Source organism: Wenzhouxiangella sediminis, assembly GCF_003410055.1.
GTDB classification, from domain to species: domain Bacteria; phylum Pseudomonadota; class Gammaproteobacteria; order Xanthomonadales; family Wenzhouxiangellaceae; genus Wenzhouxiangella; species Wenzhouxiangella sediminis.
In genome coordinates, this window is the sequence record NZ_QUZK01000037.1 from 25,693 (window position 1) to 40,868 (window position 15,176).

The window sequence follows — 15,176 nt, forward strand, 5'->3', positions numbered from 1 at the left end:
CGTGGGCGGCGCCGGCCGGCAGTTGAAGCTGCTGAGCTACAACATCCAGGCCGGCACCTCGACCGGCCGCTATCGCGAGTACGTCACTCGCAGTTGGCGGCAGGTTCTGCCCAACAACCAGCGCGTCGCCAACCTCGACTCCATCGCCGAGCTGGTGCGCGACTACGACATCGTCGCGCTGCAGGAAGTCGACTGCGGGAGCCTGCGGTCGGGTTTCCTCAACCAGGCCAAGTACCTGGCGACGCACGCCCAGTTCCCCTGGTGGAGCCACCAGGGGAACCGCAAGGTCGGCATCGTGGCTCACGCCGGCAACGGCCTGCTCAGCCGAATCGAACCCAGCGAGATCGAGGAGCACCGCCTGCCCGGCGCGATCCCGGGGCGCGGCGCCATGGTGGTCCGTTTCGGCGCGGGCGAGAAGGCCCTGTGGCTGGTCGTGCTCCACCTGGCGCTGGGGCGCCGCGCGCGCGCACAGCAGCTCGATTACGTCGCTTCCCTGGTCCGCTCCTATCCGCACGTGGTCGTGATGGGCGATTTCAACAGCGGGCCCGGTTCGCGCGAGGTGCGAAGCTTCTGTGACAAGGCAGGCCTGGTTCGTCCGGGCGAGCCGGTCCTGACCTTTCCCTCCTGGCAGCCGCAGCGCGCCATCGACCACATCCTGGTCTCCCCGAACATGCAAATCAGCGAACTGCGGGCGCTTCCGGTGACCTTTTCCGATCACCAGCCCCTGTCGATGACGGTGGATCTCGGCGACGACGTCGCCCTACCAGGCCATTCGGGCAGCGACCAGAATCAGTACCCCACCGAATACTCGTCTTAAAGCGCCCGCCGGCAGGCGATGCGCCAGGGTCACGCCCAGGGGGGCGGCCAGCACGCCGCCCAGACCGATCGCGAATGTTCCCGGCAACCAGACATGGCCGACGAGATGGCCTGGACCGGGCCCCGTCGGCGCCAGCGCGATGAAGACCACCGTGCCGGCCAGGGCGATCGGCCAGCCGCAGGCCGAAGCGTTGGCCACCGCCCGGACCATGTCATAGCCGTTTCGCGTCAGGTAGGGCACGTTGAAGGTGCCGCCGCCGATGCCCACGAGCGCCGACGCTGCGCCGATCAGCGGTCCCGCCAGCCACCACAGGCGCGGAAACGGTTCGCGCGCGGCGGGACGGGGCGTTTCGGCAAGCATCATGCGCACGCCGATGATCGCCGCGATGATGGCGAAAACGCGCGCCAGGGTCTCTCCCGAGACCAGGGTGGCCAGCAGGGCCCCCGCGGCCGCGCCAACGGCCACGCCGCTGCCGAGCCGGGAGATGGTCGGCCAGTCGACGGCGCCGCGTCTTGCATGGAACCAGACGGCACTGACGGCAGTCAGCAACATAGTGGAAAGCGATGTGGCCACGGCGACCGGGACGGCGACGCTCTCGTCGACCGAGTGCGCGCTGAGCAGGGCGGTGACGGCGGGCACGATGACCAGCCCGCCGCCGATCCCGAGCAGTCCGGCGAGCGTGCCGGCCGCAAGGCCGATCAGCAACAGGAAAACCAGGGACAGGAGCACTTGTCAGGATGCCGGACTCGTTGCAGGATGACCGGAATGGTGGAGCGTTGAGGCGATGAAAGCAAGCAGGCTCGTTGTGGTCACCGTATTCGCCCTGTTCGGGGCCATGCCGGCGCTGGCCGATCTCGAACAGCAGCGCGAAACCTTCCGGCAGGGCTGGCAGGCGGCCGAGCGCGGCGACCAGGCCGGCATGGTCCGGGCGATTGCCGCGTTGCCCGACTACGCCCTGACGCCGTATCTCCAGTTCGAACTGTTCCGGCAGCGCATCGACCGGGTGCCGGAAACGGTCATGACCCAGTTCCTCGCCCGCTATCGCGACTGGTCCTTCCACGACCAGCTCGAGCGCGCCTGGCTGCGCAGCCTGGGCGAACGCGAGGCTTTCGACCGGCTGCTGGCCCGCACGGGCGACAGCCGGGATATCGAGGTGCGCTGCCACGTGGCCCGCGCGAAGATCCGGCTCGGCCGCACCGACGGCCTCGTGCCCGAGGTTCGCGACCTGTGGCTGTCGGGCCGCTCCCGGCCCGACGCCTGCGACGAGGCTTTCGCCTGGTGGCGGCGCCAGGGCGAGCCCGACGCCGATACCGCCTGGCGGCGCTTCCGGCTGGCGCTGGATGCCGGCGAAACCGGCCTGGCACGCTACCTGCGCCGCTACCTCCCCGCCGACGAGCGCGAATGGGCCGATCGCTGGATCGCCGTCGAACAGCGACCCCACGCAACGCTGCGGCAGGCGCGCCAGTGGCGCGACCTGGACTACGCCCGCCTGGTCATCCAGTGGGGGCTCGAGCGCCTGGCGCGCTCGGACTGGGAGGCTGCGTCCGAGTCCTGGCGTGTGCTTTCGCGGCACTTCGCCTGGAGCGATTCGCAGGCCGCGGCCGTCGAACGCGAGATCGCGCTGTTCCGCGCCGTGGCGCTGGACAAGGGCGCGATCGGGGCCATCGACGCCCTGCCCGAGGCGGTCCGGGATCAGCAGATACTGGCCTGGCGCGCACGCGCCGCCATGTCGCAATCGAATTGGTCCGAGGTCCTTGCCAGCATCGAGGCCATGTCCCTGCGCGAGCAGGCGGATGCGCGCTGGCGCTACTGGCGGGGGCGAGCGCTGGCGGAACTGCAGCGCCCCGAAGCCATGCTGGCTTTCACCTCGCTGAGTACCGAAGCGCACTATTACGGCTTTCTCGCCGCCAGTCGTCTCGGCCAGCCGCTGAGCCTGTGCGACGAGACGCTTCATTCCGACGACGCCATCCAGCGCCGCTTGCTGCGAGACGCGGAATTCGAGCGGGTGCTCGAGCTTTTCCACGCCGGCCTGCCCTGGCATGCCCGCAGCACCTGGCGGCACCTGTCGCGTCGCCTGATCGACCGCGAGATCGAGCAGGCCGCGCTGATCGCGGCCGGCCGCGGTTGGCACCACCTTTCGATTGTCGCGCTCAACCAGGCCGGGCGTCGCCAGGCCTATCCCTGGCGTTTCCCCATGGCCGCCAAGGGCACGGTGCTCGCCGAGGCGAAGCGCTACGGTGTGGACCCGGCCCTGGCCTACGGCCTGATGCGGGCCGAATCGGCCATGCAGCCCGACGCGCGCTCGCACGCCGGGGCGTTGGGTCTCCTTCAGCTCATGCCCGGCACCGCGCAGGCGGTCGCCCGCCGCAACGGCTTGCGCTACAACGGCGCGGAGTCGTTGACCGATCCGGAGGTCAACGTGCCGCTGGGCATCGCCCACCTCGGCGAACTCCATCGCGATTTCGGCGGCAACTGGGTACGGGTGGCCGCTGCCTACAACGCCGGCGCCAACGCCGTCGAGCGCTGGGTCGATGAACGTCCCGACACCCCGCCGGACGTCTGGATCGAGACCCTGCCGTACTACGAGACGCGCGACTACGTTCCGAAGGTGCTGGCCTTCGCCACGATCTACGAATGGCAGCTGGAGCGCCGGCCGCAACTGCTTGCCGCCGAGATCAGGCCCGGTTCCGGCCCGGCGGCCGGCTTCGTGTGCCCGCCGTGACGGTCGACCGGTAGAATAGGAACGACACTCAAGGCCGGAGCGATCATGAAGGTTCTGATTCTGGGCGGTTCGGGTTTCGTCGGCTCGCACCTGACGCGACGTCTGGCTCGGGAGGGACACGAGGTCAGCGTGGTCACACGCTACGCCCCGGGCTGCAAGCACCTGTGGGTGATTCCACAGGCGACGATTCGACAGTTCGATCCCTTCGACAGCGAGCGCCTGGTCGAGGAGCTGCGCGGGCACGACGTGGCCATCAATCTCGTCGGCATCCTCAACGAACGCGGTTTTGGCGGCTCGGGTTTCCGGCGCGTGCACGTCGAGCTGGTCGAGAAACTCATCGAGGCCTGCGTCGAGGCCGGCGTGCCGCGATTGATCCAGATGAGCGGGCTCAATGCCGGACGAGGTGAAAGCCACTACCTGCGCACGCGCGGCGAAGGCGAGGCCCGGGTGCGTTCGGCCGACCGCGAAGGTCGATTGGCCGGGACCATCCTGCGCGCTTCGACCATCTTCGGGTCCGACGACAGTTTTCTCAATCGCTTCGCCGGTCTACTGAAAATCAGCCCGGTCCTGCCGCTGGCCCGGCCGCAGGCGAAATTCGCCCCGGTGTTCATCGACGACGTGGTCGAGGCTTTCGTGCGCGTCCTCGCCGACGACGAAACGGCCGGCCAGACATACGAACTCTGCGGCTCCGAGGAATGGACCCTGATCGGGATCGTGCGCTGGCTGCGCGACCAGCTCGAGCTCAGGCGGATCGTCATCGGCCTGCCCGATTTCCTGGGCCGCCTGCAGGGCATGGTCTTCGATTTCGTGCCGGGCAAGCCGTTTTCCAGCGACAACTACAAGTCGCTCAAGATTGACAGTCTCTGCCAGAGCGACGGTTTCAAGGCGCTCGGGATTCGTCCCTGGGGCCTGGCCGAGCGGGCCACGAGCTGGCTGCGGCCGGTCGGCAAGCAGGCCCGCTACCAGCAGTTCCGCCGCCAGGCCCGGCGTGAGCGAACCTGACACGCGCCGGGATCCGGCCGCCGGGCTGGCCGTCTACCGCGTCGGCGGTGTGGTGCGGGACCGCCTGCTCGGACGGCCCGCTTCCGATGCCGATTATGTGGTCGTCGGTGCCACGCCGGAGGTCATGCGCGAGCGCGGCTTCCGGCCCGTGGGGCGCGACTTCCCCGTCTTCCTGCATCCGGAAACCGGCGAGGAGTACGCCCTCGCCCGCACCGAACGCAAGGCCGGCCGCGGTTACCACGGATTCGTGTTCCATACCGGGCCCGAGGTCAGCCTCGAGGACGATCTCGAACGGCGCGACCTGACCGTCAATGCCATGGCACAAGACGCCGAGGGCGAAATCGTCGACCCCTTCGGCGGCCGCCGCGACCTCGAAGCCCGCGTGCTTCGCCACGTGTCGCCTGCCTTCCGCGAGGACCCGGTGCGCATTCTCCGGCTGGCCCGCTTCCAGGCGCGGTTTCCCGATTTCAGTGTGGCCGAGGAAACGCGCGCCCTGTGCCGACGGATGGTGGAAGACGGCGAGGCCGACCACCTGGTGCCCGAGCGCGTCTGGCAGGAGCTGTCCTCGGCCCTGATGGAAGTGCGCCCCTCGAAATGCTTCGAGCTGCTGCACGACACCGGCGCCCTGGCGGTGATCCTGCCCGAGCTGGATCGCCTGTTCGGCGTACCCCAGGTCGCCGAACACCACCCCGAAATCGACGCCGGCGTCCACACCCTGATGGTCGTCGACCAGGCCGCCCGCCTTGGCGGTTCGCTGCCGGCCCGCTTCGCCGCCCTGGTGCACGACCTGGGCAAGGGCCTGACGCCGGCCGACGAGCTGCCCCGGCACGTCGGCCACGAAAAGGCCGGGCTGCCGGCCATCCGCGCGGTCTGCGAGCGCCTGCGCGTGAGCGTGGAGTGCCGCGACATGGCCCTGCTGGTCGGCGAGCACCATCTCGTCGCCCATCGCGCGCTCGAGCTGAAACCGTCTACGGTAGTGCGCCTGTTCGAGCGCCTCGACGCCTTTCGCCGACCCGAACGCCTCGAGCCCTTCCTGCTGGCCTGCGAGGCCGATCGTCGCGGCCGAACCGGGCGCGAGGGCGAGACCTACCCGCAGGCCGGATTCCTCAGGCGCGCCCATGCCCGGGCCGTCGGTGTCAGTGCCCGGCCCTTCGTCGAGCGCGGACTGAAAGGGCCTGCGGTCGCCGAGGCGATCCATGCCGAGCGTGTGAAGCGCGTCGCAGAACTGAAGGAAGTCGGCTGATTTTCCGCCATCGGGGGGCACCATTCGCGCCGGACGTTGTCAATCCCCTGATCGGGCCCGAGGGATGATGCCCGGCCCTGACAAGAACGAATGACAGCGGAGAAACCGTCTTGCCCCTGACTCGACTTGGCCTGAGCAACCCGGTGGCCGTGGCCGTGGGCTGCATTTTGCTGGTGATCTTCGGGCTGCTTAGCCTGTCGCGCCTGCCGGTGCAGATGACACCCAATATCGACCGGCCGACGATCTCGATTTCCACCGGCTGGCGCGCAGCCGCGCCGTCGGAGGTCGAGTCGGAGATCATCGAGCCGCAGGAAAACCAGCTTCGGGACGTGCCCGGCCTGCAGCGAATGACTGCCACGGCCAGCCAGGGACGCGGTTCGATCAGCCTGGAATTCGACGTCGGCGCCGATCTCAATCGCGCGCTGATCGAGGTGATCAACCGCCTCAACCAGGTGCCGCGTTATCCCGCCGATGTCACCGAGCCGACTGTGCGCGTCGGCTCCGACCAGTTCGGCGACACCGTGGCCTGGTTTGCCATCCGGCCGATGCCCGACAACAATCGGCCGATCATCGAGTACCAGGATTTCATCGACGAGATCGTCAAGGAGCGGCTCGAACGCCTTCCCGGCGTGTCCTCGGCCAATCCGCGCGGCGGCCGGCCCTTCGAGGTGCGTATCACCTTCGATCCCTACCAGGCAGCCGCGATTGGTGTCGACCTCACCCGCATCGGTCAACGCCTGGGGCAGAACAACGACGTTTCCGGCGGTTTCCAGGAAGTCGGTCGGCGGCAGTACACCCTGCGCTTTGCCGGCCAGTACGAGATCGCCGATCTCGAGGACCTGGTGCTCGACTGGCGAGAGGGCCGTCCCGTCTACCTGCGCGACGTGGCCCGAGTCGAGCGCGTCATGCGCGACTCTTCGGGCGTCATGACTCAGAACGGCGGCCCTTCGATCGCCATGAACGTCATTGCGGAGCCGGGCGTGAACGTGCTCGAGGTGATGGGTGATATCCAGACAACGATCGAGGAGCTCCGGCGTAGCCACCTGACGCCCGCGGGCCTGGATATCGAGCAGGTCAGCGACGACACCGTCTATATCCGCCAGTCGGTCGGCATGGTCGCGACCAACCTGATCGTGGGCATGAGCCTGGCCGTGCTCGTTCTGTGGTGGTTCTTCCGCAAGCTCCGGGCGACCATGATGGTCGCGCTGGCCATTCCGCTTTGCCTTTGCTTCGCCTTCCTGGTGCTCGACGGCGTCGGGCGCACCCTCAACGTCATTTCGCTCGCGGGCCTGGCCTTCGCCACCGGCATGGTGCTCGATGCCGCCATCGTGGTACTCGAGAACATCGTGCGCCAGCGCGAGCAGGGACGGGCCCCGCTGGAGGCCGCCGACCGCGGCACGGGCCAGGTCTGGGGCGCGCTGCTGGCCTCCACGGCTACCACCGTGGCGATCTTCCTGCCGGTCATCTTCCTGCAGGACGAGGCCGGTCAGCTGTTCGCCGACCTGGCGGTCGTGATTTCCGCGGCCATCGTCTGCTCCCTCCTGGTCGCCATCGTCGTGCTGCCCACGGCCAGCTATCGCCTGCTCGGCGATGCCAAGCTCGAGGATCGCCACGGCCACTGGTGGCAGAAGGCCAGTGATTTCGTCATGGCGTTGACCGACACCCCGCGCCGGCGCTGGGGCTGGATCGCCGGGCTGACCGTCGTGCCCCTGGTGATCGGTGCGCTGCTGGTGCCGCCGGCCGACTACCTGCCCGAGGGCAAGCGCAATTTCATCTTCGGCTTCCTGCAGACGCCTTCGGGCATGGGGCCCGACACCGCCGAGGAAGAACTGGTCAAGCCGCTCAACGAACGCCTCATCCCCTACATCCGGGGCGAGAAGGAGCCGGCCATCGCCAACACCTTCCTGGGCTTTTTCGGCACCGGTGCCTTCCTGGGCATGCGGGCTGCCGACGAGGCTGAGGTCGACGAGCTGCTGGCGGTGGTCAACAACGAGATTCTCACCGGCTTTCCCGACACATTCGGCCGCGCCAGCCGTTCGCCCATCTTCGGCGGACGGGGCAGTCGACAGATCGATATCGATCTGCAGGCCGCCGATGTCGAGGAGTTGCTCGGCGCCGGCCAGACCGCGTTCGGCCTGATCCAGCAGAAGATGCCCGGCGCGAGCATTCGGCCGCAGCCCGGCCTCGAACTGGCCGAACCCGAGCTTCGCCTGCAGCCGGACGACCGGCGCATCGCGGAGCTGGGCTGGACCCGCGGCGACGTGGCCACCCTGGTGCGTGCCTTCGGCAACGGCGCGTACCTGGGCGACTATTTCGACGGCGACCGCCGGCTCGACGTGATCCTGCGCGGCGAAGAATGGGTCACGCCCGAAGAGCTGATGGGCATGCCCCTGGCGACACCTTCGGGTCGCATCGCGACCCTGGGCGAACTGGCCGACCTGGAGCGGACTGCCGGCCCCAACCAGATTCGCCGCGTCGACCGTCGGCGCACACTGTCGCTTCAGGTGACGCCGCCGTCGGGCATGCCCATGGAGACTGCGCTGGCCTTCCTGCAGGAAGAAGTCGAGCCGGAGATTCGAAGTGCGCTGCCTCCGGATGGCGTCATCACTTACCGTGGGACGGCCGAGGCACTGGGCGAGACGCTTTCCAACCTGGCCGGCAGCTTCCTGCTGGCGATCGTGATCCTCTACCTGCTGATCTCGGCGCTGTTCCGATCGTTCAAGGATTCGCTGCTGGTGCTCATGACCATCCCGATGGCCACCGTCGGCGGCATCGTTGCCCTGCGCGTTACGGGCTGGATCACCGGACAGGCCATGGACATGCTGACCATGATCGGCTTCGTCATCCTGCTCGGCCTGGTGGTCAACAACGCCATCCTGCTGGTCTACCGCGCCCGCGACGGTGAGCGAGAGGAAGGCCTGAGCCGGCGCGAGGCGGTCGAGACGGCCGTGCGCCTGCGCCTGCGGCCGATCCTGATGAGCACGACCACCAGCGTGTTCGGCATGCTGCCGCTGCTGGTCCTGCCCGGCGCGGGCACGGAGCTGTATCGCGGCCTGGCCGCGGTGATCGTCGGCGGCATGGCGGTGAGCACCCTGTTCACGCTGGTGCTGCTGCCCTCGCTGCTGAGAATGAATGAAGAAAAACAGAGCCGCGCCGCAGGCGAGGTGGTGCCGGCATGAGAAACGGAATGACAAAGGGAATGGCAATGAATCGAACGATCTTGGCGCTCGCCGCCTTTGTGCTGGCCGTGCCGGCCTGGGCTCAGTTCGGCGGTGCGCCCACCGTGGAAGTGGCCGCAGCCGAGCAGCGCGAAATGGCGCCCACCATGCAGGTGGCCGGTACCGTACTGTCGCGTTCGGACGCCAGTCTGTCGGCCGAAGTGGAAGGGCGGCTCGTGGAAGTGGCCGACGTCGGCAGCCGGGTGGCCGAGGGGGACGTGGTCGCGCGCATCGAGGACACCACGCTGCAGCTTCGCGTGGCCGAACTGGAAGCGGAAATCGCCCGCGGCGAGGCGCGCCTCGAGTTTCTCGACGCCGAGCTGGATCGGGTTCAGCGCCTGGCCGAGACCAACCTGGCGGCGGCCAGCCAGATCGACCAGACCCGATCGGAACGCGACATGGCGCAAAGCGACCTGGCCGTCGCGCGCGCCCGCCTGGCCCAGCTCCAGGACCAGATCGAGCGTACCCGCGTGCGCGCGCCGTTTCCGGGCGTGGTCGTTGAACGCGTGGCCCGGGCCGGCGAACGCGTCGGCATCGGCGCGCGGATCCTGCGCCTGGTCGATCCCGATCGGCTGGAGGTCGTCGCTCGCGCACCGCTGCGTTACTACCGTTTCGTACAGCCCGGCGACGAACTCACCTTGAATGCCGAGGGCGAGGTTTTCGACGCGCCGCTGCGCACCGTCGTGAGCGTGGGCAACGAAGACCTTCACGTCTTCGAGCTGCGCCTGGATATCGAGCGGCCGCTGCCGGTGGGCCAGACCGCGCGGGTAACCATTCCCACCGCTGAGTTGCGCGAGGTGCTGGCCGTGCCGCGCGACGCGCTGGTGCTGCGCGGTTCCGGGACGGCCGTGTTCGTCATCGAGGAAGACGGCACGGCGCGGCGCGCGACTGTCTCGACCGGCATCGGTCAGGGCGACTGGATCGAGGTCGCCGGTCCGGTCCAGGCGGGGGATCGAATCGTCGTGCGCGGCAACGAGCGGCTGCGGGACGGGCAGGAGGTGGAGATTCGGGGGACTTGATCGAAACCATTCAGGTTTCAGGTTTCAGGTTTCAGGATTTCCGGGTTCCGGGTTCGGGATGACGCTTCGCTTTGCTTCGGGTCGATTCGCGTTTCCGGATCGTGGTCGGCGACCAGCAGGCAGCGCCGGCCGTCGCGTGGATGCTCATCTGGTTTGTCGATCGAAGCCGCCGGCGACGGCGAACACGCGCTGGCGGCCGTCGTCGATCAGTCGCACGCGGCAGCGGTACAGGCGCGAGAGGTTCTCGGCGGTGAGCAATTCATCGGTCGGACCGGCATCCCATTCACCGTTGCCGTAGAGCAGCAGCACGTGAGAACAGTAGCAGGTGGCGAGGTTGACCTCGTGCAGGGCCATCACCGCCGACTTGCGGGCCTCGACGACCTGCCGGTGCAGCACGTTGAGGATGGTCACCTGGTTGGCCGGGTCGAGGTGGTTGGTGGGCTCGTCGAGCAGCATCACCTGCGGGTCCTGGACCAGCAGGGTGGCCAGGGCCAGGCGCCGCGATTCGCCCCCGGACAGGTCCATGCAGCTGCGCCCGGCAAGCTCGAGCATTTCCAGGTCGGCCAGGGCGTCGCGGGCTCGCTCGTGATCGGCCCGCGATTCGCGCGCCCAGGGTTTGATGTGCGGGTGGCGCCCGACCAGGGCGGTCTCCAGGCAGGTGGCGTCGAACGCGTAATGGGTGTGCTGGGGCAGCATGCCCAGCCGGCGCGCGATGTCGCGCCGCCTGCGCTCGTCCATGCGCTTCCCGTCCAGGCTGATTCCCCCGCGCTCGGGCTCGAACACCCCGGCGAAAGTCTTGAGCAGGGTGGTCTTGCCGACCCCGTTGGGGCCGAGCAGGCCCCAGAACTCGCCGCGCCCGACGGCCAGGTTGAGATCGCGGACGACATCGACCGGGCCGATGCGTACATCGAGGTCCTCGACGACCAGCGGGCTTTGGGCGGCCGGAATCATTGCCAGTGTACCCCGTCACTCATTCTGTAACTTATAGCGAGTCGGAGAGCGTTTAGCTGCAAGGCCTGTCTCGCAGGGAATGGTGGTGCCATTTTCAAGAGACAGAACGCCGCAGATGAATGCTCTCCGGCTCGCCCTTCGGGAGCGTGCCTGAACCGACATTGCGGCGTTGCGCCCCTTGTAAAGGGCTTGCCATTCACTGCGGGTCGCGCCTTGCACTGTCGGCTCAGGCACGCTCTATAAGTTACACAATGAATGACGGGGTACACTAGCGAATCCGGGCCGCCCGGTAGAGCAGAAGCAGGAACAGCGGCACGCCGATCAGGGCGGTGAGCACGCCCACCGGCAACTGGCGCGGGCCCAGCAGGCTGCGCGCGGCGGTGTCGGCCAGAACCAGGAAGCCGCCGCCGAACAGGGCCGAGGCGGGAAGCAGCACCCGGTGGTCGGCGCCGACGAGCAGGCGCATCAGGTGCGGCACGATCAGGCCGACGAAGCCGATCGCCCCGGCCAGGGAGACGGCCAACGCGGTCAGCAGCGAGGCGATGACGTAGATCTCCCAGAAGCGCGTTCGCGCCGACTCGCCGAGCAGGGCGGCCTGAAGTTCGCCGCCGCTGAGCACGTTGAGGCTGCGTGCGCGCAGCCACAGCAGGCCCACGCCGGCGGCCAGCGGCAGCAGCCACCAGGCCGACAGGCTGGTATAGCTCAGATCGCCCATCAGCCAGTAGAGCATCGAGCGCAGGCTGGCGTCGGAACCGGTCGCCAGGATCAGAGAGATGACCGCGCCCCAGCCGGCGGCCACGACCACCCCGGTGAGCAGCACGCGGGTGGTGCTCCAGGGCCCGCGCCCGCGCGCCAGCACGAAAACGATGATCATGGTCAGCAGCGCGCCGCCGAAAGCCAGGACGGGAACCGGCAGGAAACTCAGGCCGAAGCTCATGCCGATCAGCGCGAAGGCGGCCGCGCCGCCGGAGAGCCCGAGCACGTAGGGGTCGGCGAGCGGATTGCGCAGCAGGACCTGCATCAGGCAGCCCGCCTGTGCCAGCAGGGCACCGGTGACGAGAGCGGCGATCGCCCGGGGAATGCGCAGCTCGCCGATGACGCGCTGCATGGCCTCGTCGGCGGCAAACGGCCAGGCCCAGCCGCCGCTGCCCCAGCTGGCGGCCAGCAGCACGGCCGCCGGGGGCAGGAGCAGGAGACCGGCCCAGGCGATCAGCGTCTTCGTGACTGGTGCACTCGCCATGAATTGATTACCATTCGAGACAGTTGAATCTTTCCGCGGCCCGGTATGATAGCCGGCCGCGATGACCATCACCATGATTGATCCGGACGGTTTCAGACCGAATGTCGGGATCGTGCTGGCTCGGGAAGATGGGCGCGTTTTCTGGGCGCGTCGTGCCGGCAAGGATGGCTGGCAGTTCCCGCAGGGCGGCATGAACACCGACGAAACGCCCATCGAGGCCATGTACCGAGAACTCGGCGAGGAAACCGGGCTGACGCCCGACCACGTCGAAGTGCTCGGTCAAACGCCCGGATGGCTGCGCTATCGCCTGCCCAGGCGGTATCGGCGCCGCCATCAGAAGCCCGTGTGCGTCGGCCAGAAGCAGGTCTGGTTCCTGCTGCAGTTCCTGGCCGACGACCACGCTTTCGACCTCGAGGCTGCCGACAAGCCGGAGTTCGACCGCTATCGCTGGGTCGATTTCTGGTATCCCGTGCGGCACGTGATTCCGTTCAAGCGACGCGTGTACGTCCGCGCCTTGAAGCACCTGGAACCGATGCTGCATGGCGTCGAAAGGCGGAGCCGTTGATCGGGCTGCTGCGTCGAAAATTCGAAATACCAAGCACCAAGTGCCGAACAAGCCCGAATGTTCGAAATTCGAATGTTCGAAACGAAGTCCCGGCTTCGAGATCCGTTGGCCATCGACGCTGGTCCGCAGTCTTCGAAAGGCGGATGTCGGAGCCCTGATTGACCCGAAGGAGATTCGTAGAAATGAGAACCACGCTTTGGCTGGCCGCTGGCCTGTTTCTGGCCGGGCCGCTGGCCGCCGAGCCCTATTCCGAGGAAGACCTGGCCATCGCGCGCGAGCTGCGCGAGTCGGCCCTGGCCGGTGACGGTGGCTACGAGATCGTCGCCGAGCTGACCACCGATATCGGGCCGCGCCTGGCCGGCAGCGAGGCCGACGCCAGGGCGGTCGAATGGGCCGTGGCCCTATTCGAGGAGATGGGTTTCGACCGTGTCTGGACCGAGCCGGCCACCTTCCCGACCTGGCATCGCGGGCTGGAGCGCACCGAAGTCGTCTCGCCTGCACACCACGAACTGGTCACCCTGGCGCTGGGCTTTTCGCCGGCCACACCCAAGGGCGGCATCGAGGCCGAAGTGGTGATGTTCGACGACCTGGCCGCGCTGGAAGCCGCCGATCCGGCCGAAGTGGCCGACCGCATCGTGTTCATCCGCAACCGCATGGAGCGTACGCGCACCGGAGCCGGCTACGGTCGGGCCGTGGGCGCACGTTCGGTAGGCAGCCGCGTGGCGGCCGAAAAGGGCGCCCTGGCGCTGGTCATCCGCTCGATCGGCACTTCGAACAATCGCTTTGCTCACACCGGCATGCAGCGTTTCGACTCCGACGTGCGCATGCTGCCGGCGGTTGCCATCTCGAACCCCGACGCCGACCTGCTCGAGCGCCTGATGGCCGGCGACGAGCCGGTGCGCATCCAGGTCGAAGTCGACGCCGAGACGGTCGAGGCGTATACCTCCCAGAACGTCTTCGCCGAGATCACCGGGTCTGAAATGCCCGAGGAGATCGTCGCCATCGGCGCCCATCTGGACTCCTGGGACGTGGGCACCGGCGCGATCGACGACGGCGCCGGCGTGGCCATCGTCACCGAGGCCGCGCGCCTGATCAAGGCACTCGATCGCCGCCCCGACCGCAGCATTCGCATCATCCTGTTCGCGGCCGAGGAAATCGGACTGTGGGGTGGCCGCGCCTGGGCCAATGCCCGGGAAGACGAGATCGAGCGTTATCAGCTGGTGGCCGAATCCGACTTCGGTGCCGGCCGCATCTACGCGATCAGTGCGCGGGTGAAAGACGAGGCCTGGCCGGTCATTGCCGCCATCCAGGACGAGCTGGCCCCGCTGGGCATCGAGATCGGAGACCGCGGTGGCAACGGCGGCCCCGACTTCTACCCGGCCGCCGCCCTGGGCGTGGCCGCCGTCGACCTGCGGCAGGACGGCACCGAGTACTTCGATTACCACCATACGGTCAACGACACGCTCGACAAGATCGAACCCGACGCCCTGGCACAGAACGCCGCCGCCTACGCCGTGCTGGCCTGGCTGGGCGCACAGGCACCGATGGATTTCGGGTCGGGCGAAACGATTCTGGCCGAGGAGGCTCAGAGGGAAGCGTCGGCCGACTGAGCGGCCGGCTCAGTCCAGCGCCTCGATCGCCTGGGTCCAGTGTTCGTCGCGGTCGGCCTCGACCGCCGGCGGGATGACCAGTGTGGTGTATTCCTTGTAGCGCGCCGTCGGCAGGTCGGCCAGCGTCATTCGGTCAGCCCGAAAGGGCTCGATGGGAAGCTGTGCGGCCTCGTAGAGAATCACCGGCGTTTCCGGCCGATACCAGTGCGAGAGCTTGTCGACCAGTAGCTGAAGCCGTTTGGGGTCGGGTTCGAAGCCGATGCAGGCCAGGTTGCCCGCAAGCGCCACCTGCCACAGCAGCACCAGCGCGGTCGGATCGAGCGAGTGCTTGTAGGCCAGAAAACGGGTCGCCTCGATGGACTGCACGCCCCGCTCGCCCGGATCGAGTCCCAGGTCGGCGTACAAGCAGGCTTCGGCCGAAATGCCCGGTTCCATGCGCGCGGCCAGCCCCGCGGCGCGGACTTGCGCGATCGCGTCGTGCGGCACCTGGGCGAATACGCCGGGATGCCCGTAGAACACCGTGCAGACGCGCTTTCCGCCCGACACGGCTTCCATGATCGATGCCTTCATCGCCCGGTAGGTCTCGCGCCGGTCGGTGCGGTCGTCGTAGTAGTCGGTGAGGTCGACGGCGTCGGGGCGTCGGGTTGCGATCCAGTCGAAGGCGAGCGCGTCGGCCAGGACGAACACGGTGTCGGCGGCCTGGATCTCGCTGACGGCGCGTTCGGTGATGTGGCGACCCAGCTGGATGCCGCAGCCCACGACCACCAGTTGGCCTCCTTGCCGCATGGC

At 68.1% G+C, this 15,176-nt stretch carries 12 protein-coding genes; 8 read left to right on the top strand and 4 right to left on the bottom strand.

Translation table 11 applies throughout. The features are described from left to right. Nucleotide 1: 1 nt before the first annotated feature. Nucleotides 2–817: an endonuclease/exonuclease/phosphatase family protein gene (locus DZC52_RS08745; RefSeq protein ID WP_245960792.1), complete on the top strand. Its 816-nt coding sequence runs from the start codon at nucleotides 2–4 to the stop codon at nucleotides 815–817. Here the strand turns inward: DZC52_RS08745 and DZC52_RS08750 are convergent. Continuing rightward, nucleotides 761–1,546: a sulfite exporter TauE/SafE family protein gene (locus DZC52_RS08750; protein WP_116650759.1), complete on the bottom strand. Its 786-nt coding sequence runs from the start codon at nucleotides 1,544–1,546 to the stop codon at nucleotides 761–763. The genes DZC52_RS08745 and DZC52_RS08750 overlap by 57 nt on opposite strands. Nucleotides 1,547–1,601: 55 nt before the next feature. Here DZC52_RS08750 and DZC52_RS08755 point away from each other — a divergent pair, with 55 nt between their 5' ends. The 5 genes from DZC52_RS08755 (at nucleotide 1,602) to DZC52_RS08775 (ending at nucleotide 10,021) form a co-directional block, all read left to right on the top strand. Beyond that, nucleotides 1,602–3,539: a transglycosylase SLT domain-containing protein gene (locus DZC52_RS08755; protein ID WP_116650760.1), complete on the top strand. Its 1,938-nt coding sequence runs from the start codon at nucleotides 1,602–1,604 to the stop codon at nucleotides 3,537–3,539. Between the two features lie 45 nt (nucleotides 3,540–3,584). After that, a complete protein-coding gene (locus DZC52_RS08760; protein WP_116650761.1) occupies nucleotides 3,585–4,541 on the top strand; it encodes a complex I NDUFA9 subunit family protein in 957 nt (318 codons plus the stop codon). A 25-nt stretch (nucleotides 4,542–4,566) separates the two neighbouring features. Beyond that, nucleotides 4,567–5,784: a multifunctional CCA addition/repair protein gene (locus DZC52_RS08765; RefSeq protein ID WP_116650909.1), complete on the top strand. Its 1,218-nt coding sequence runs from the start codon at nucleotides 4,567–4,569 to the stop codon at nucleotides 5,782–5,784. A gap of 110 nt (nucleotides 5,785–5,894) precedes the next feature. Beyond that, the gene (locus DZC52_RS08770) at nucleotides 5,895–8,963 is read left to right on the top strand and encodes an efflux RND transporter permease subunit (RefSeq protein WP_181918859.1); all 3,069 of its coding nucleotides are present in this window, start codon (nucleotides 5,895–5,897) and stop codon (nucleotides 8,961–8,963) included. A 26-nt stretch (nucleotides 8,964–8,989) separates the two neighbouring features. Continuing rightward, on the top strand, nucleotides 8,990–10,021 hold the full coding sequence (locus DZC52_RS08775; protein WP_181918860.1) for an efflux RND transporter periplasmic adaptor subunit: 1,032 nt from the start codon (nucleotides 8,990–8,992) through the stop codon (nucleotides 10,019–10,021). A 144-nt stretch (nucleotides 10,022–10,165) separates the two neighbouring features. Here the strand turns inward: DZC52_RS08775 and DZC52_RS08780 are convergent, their stop codons facing one another. Then, nucleotides 10,166–10,972, bottom strand: coding sequence for an ABC transporter ATP-binding protein (locus tag DZC52_RS08780; protein ID WP_116650764.1), 807 nt, complete (start codon nucleotides 10,970–10,972; stop codon nucleotides 10,166–10,168). A 268-nt stretch (nucleotides 10,973–11,240) separates the two neighbouring features. Beyond that, a complete protein-coding gene (locus DZC52_RS08785; RefSeq protein ID WP_116650765.1) occupies nucleotides 11,241–12,212 on the bottom strand; it encodes a FecCD family ABC transporter permease in 972 nt (323 codons plus the stop codon). A 73-nt stretch (nucleotides 12,213–12,285) separates the two neighbouring features. Between DZC52_RS08785 and DZC52_RS08790 the strand changes: the two genes are divergently transcribed. Both DZC52_RS08790 and DZC52_RS08795 read left to right on the top strand, forming a co-directional pair. Continuing rightward, a complete protein-coding gene (locus tag DZC52_RS08790; protein WP_116650910.1) occupies nucleotides 12,286–12,777 on the top strand; it encodes an RNA pyrophosphohydrolase in 492 nt (163 codons plus the stop codon). Nucleotides 12,778–12,959: 182 nt separating this feature from the next. Then, the gene (locus tag DZC52_RS08795; protein WP_116650766.1) at nucleotides 12,960–14,387 is read left to right on the top strand and encodes a M20/M25/M40 family metallo-hydrolase; all 1,428 of its coding nucleotides are present in this window, start codon (nucleotides 12,960–12,962) and stop codon (nucleotides 14,385–14,387) included. 9 nt (nucleotides 14,388–14,396) lie between these two features. Here DZC52_RS08795 and DZC52_RS08800 read toward each other — a convergent pair whose 3' ends face one another. Further along, nucleotides 14,397–15,173, bottom strand: a complete 777-nt coding sequence (locus DZC52_RS08800; protein ID WP_116650767.1) for an SAM-dependent methyltransferase — start codon at nucleotides 15,171–15,173, stop codon at nucleotides 14,397–14,399. Nucleotides 15,174–15,176 lie beyond the last annotated feature (3 nt).

Excerpts from the sequence above, each read along its gene's own strand:
- DZC52_RS08775 (WP_181918860.1), top strand. The coding sequence starts at position 8,990 with ATGAATCGAACGATCTTGGCGCTCGCCGCCTTTGTGCTGGCCGTGCCG.
- DZC52_RS08800 (WP_116650767.1), bottom strand. The coding sequence starts at position 15,173 with ATGCGGCAAGGAGGCCAACTGGTGGTCGTGGGCTGCGGCATCCAGCTG.
- DZC52_RS08785 (WP_116650765.1), bottom strand. The coding sequence starts at position 12,212 with ATGGCGAGTGCACCAGTCACGAAGACGCTGATCGCCTGGGCCGGTCTC.
- DZC52_RS08755 (WP_116650760.1), top strand. The coding sequence starts at position 1,602 with ATGAAAGCAAGCAGGCTCGTTGTGGTCACCGTATTCGCCCTGTTCGGG.
- DZC52_RS08760 (WP_116650761.1), top strand. The coding sequence starts at position 3,585 with ATGAAGGTTCTGATTCTGGGCGGTTCGGGTTTCGTCGGCTCGCACCTG.
- DZC52_RS08795 (WP_116650766.1), top strand. The coding sequence starts at position 12,960 with ATGAGAACCACGCTTTGGCTGGCCGCTGGCCTGTTTCTGGCCGGGCCG.
- DZC52_RS08790 (WP_116650910.1), top strand. The coding sequence starts at position 12,286 with ATGATTGATCCGGACGGTTTCAGACCGAATGTCGGGATCGTGCTGGCT.
- DZC52_RS08780 (WP_116650764.1), bottom strand. The coding sequence starts at position 10,972 with ATGATTCCGGCCGCCCAAAGCCCGCTGGTCGTCGAGGACCTCGATGTA.